Here is a 557-nt window from a genome sequence, read left to right as displayed (position 1 = left end):
TGGATGATAAAGGTGATTTCAGTGGGGTGAAAGGGGGAGATTTGACAACTTAAGAAAGGTTGGGATGCCAATGGTGCTGAGGGGGGGGGGGGGGGAGGGGAATGACCCTTTTTGCAGCATTTCGCGGCGCGTGATGCCCAAACGTCTGAAGGTTACGGCATGCTCATCGGACAAGCTGCATTGAGTTTTGAGCGCTGGACGGGTCATGAGATCGACGTCGCAAAAGCGACAGCCGCCTTGAGCCAAAATACTTAATGGAACTCTTAATCAGCAGCATTGAACTGCTGCTTTTTATTCACTAAAGCGCAGCAGCAGCCAGTTCTCCAAACGCCGCAGTGGTACACGCAATCTTGTAGAGTGGATGGCCAAACCACCGCTCAGACCAATCACACAACCGAGTGCCGTATCAATCATGCGCGTATGGATAACATCTCCTGCCACTGGCGGCACCGGCATCGTGCTGCCATACTCCGCGATAAATATCGTCAACGGCGTAATAAAAATCACCGCCAGTCCATAATGCCTGTCGACAAACGACTCTATCAATAACATCATTG

At 51.2% G+C, this 557-nt stretch carries 1 protein-coding gene and 1 pseudogene; one reads left to right on the top strand and one right to left on the bottom strand.

The genetic code is table 11. The annotated features are described in order from the left end of the window. Positions 1-105: 105 nt before the first annotated feature. A pseudogene (locus ACS8FC_RS19905) lies at positions 106-255 on the top strand (shikimate dehydrogenase); the annotation flags it as partial. Positions 256-291: 36 nt separating this feature from the next. On the opposite strand, the gene ACS8FC_RS19900 reads toward ACS8FC_RS19905, so the two are convergent. Beyond that, complete coding sequence (locus tag ACS8FC_RS19900; protein ID WP_439298056.1) at positions 292-552, bottom strand: FUSC family protein; 261 nt, start codon at positions 550-552, stop codon at positions 292-294. Positions 553-557 lie beyond the last annotated feature (5 nt).

The sequence above is a fragment of the Psychrobacter sp. 1Y4 genome (genome assembly GCF_051847555.1).
The sequence above is the reverse complement of the archived record's forward strand: the minus strand, read 5'-3'. Positions and strand labels throughout refer to the sequence as shown.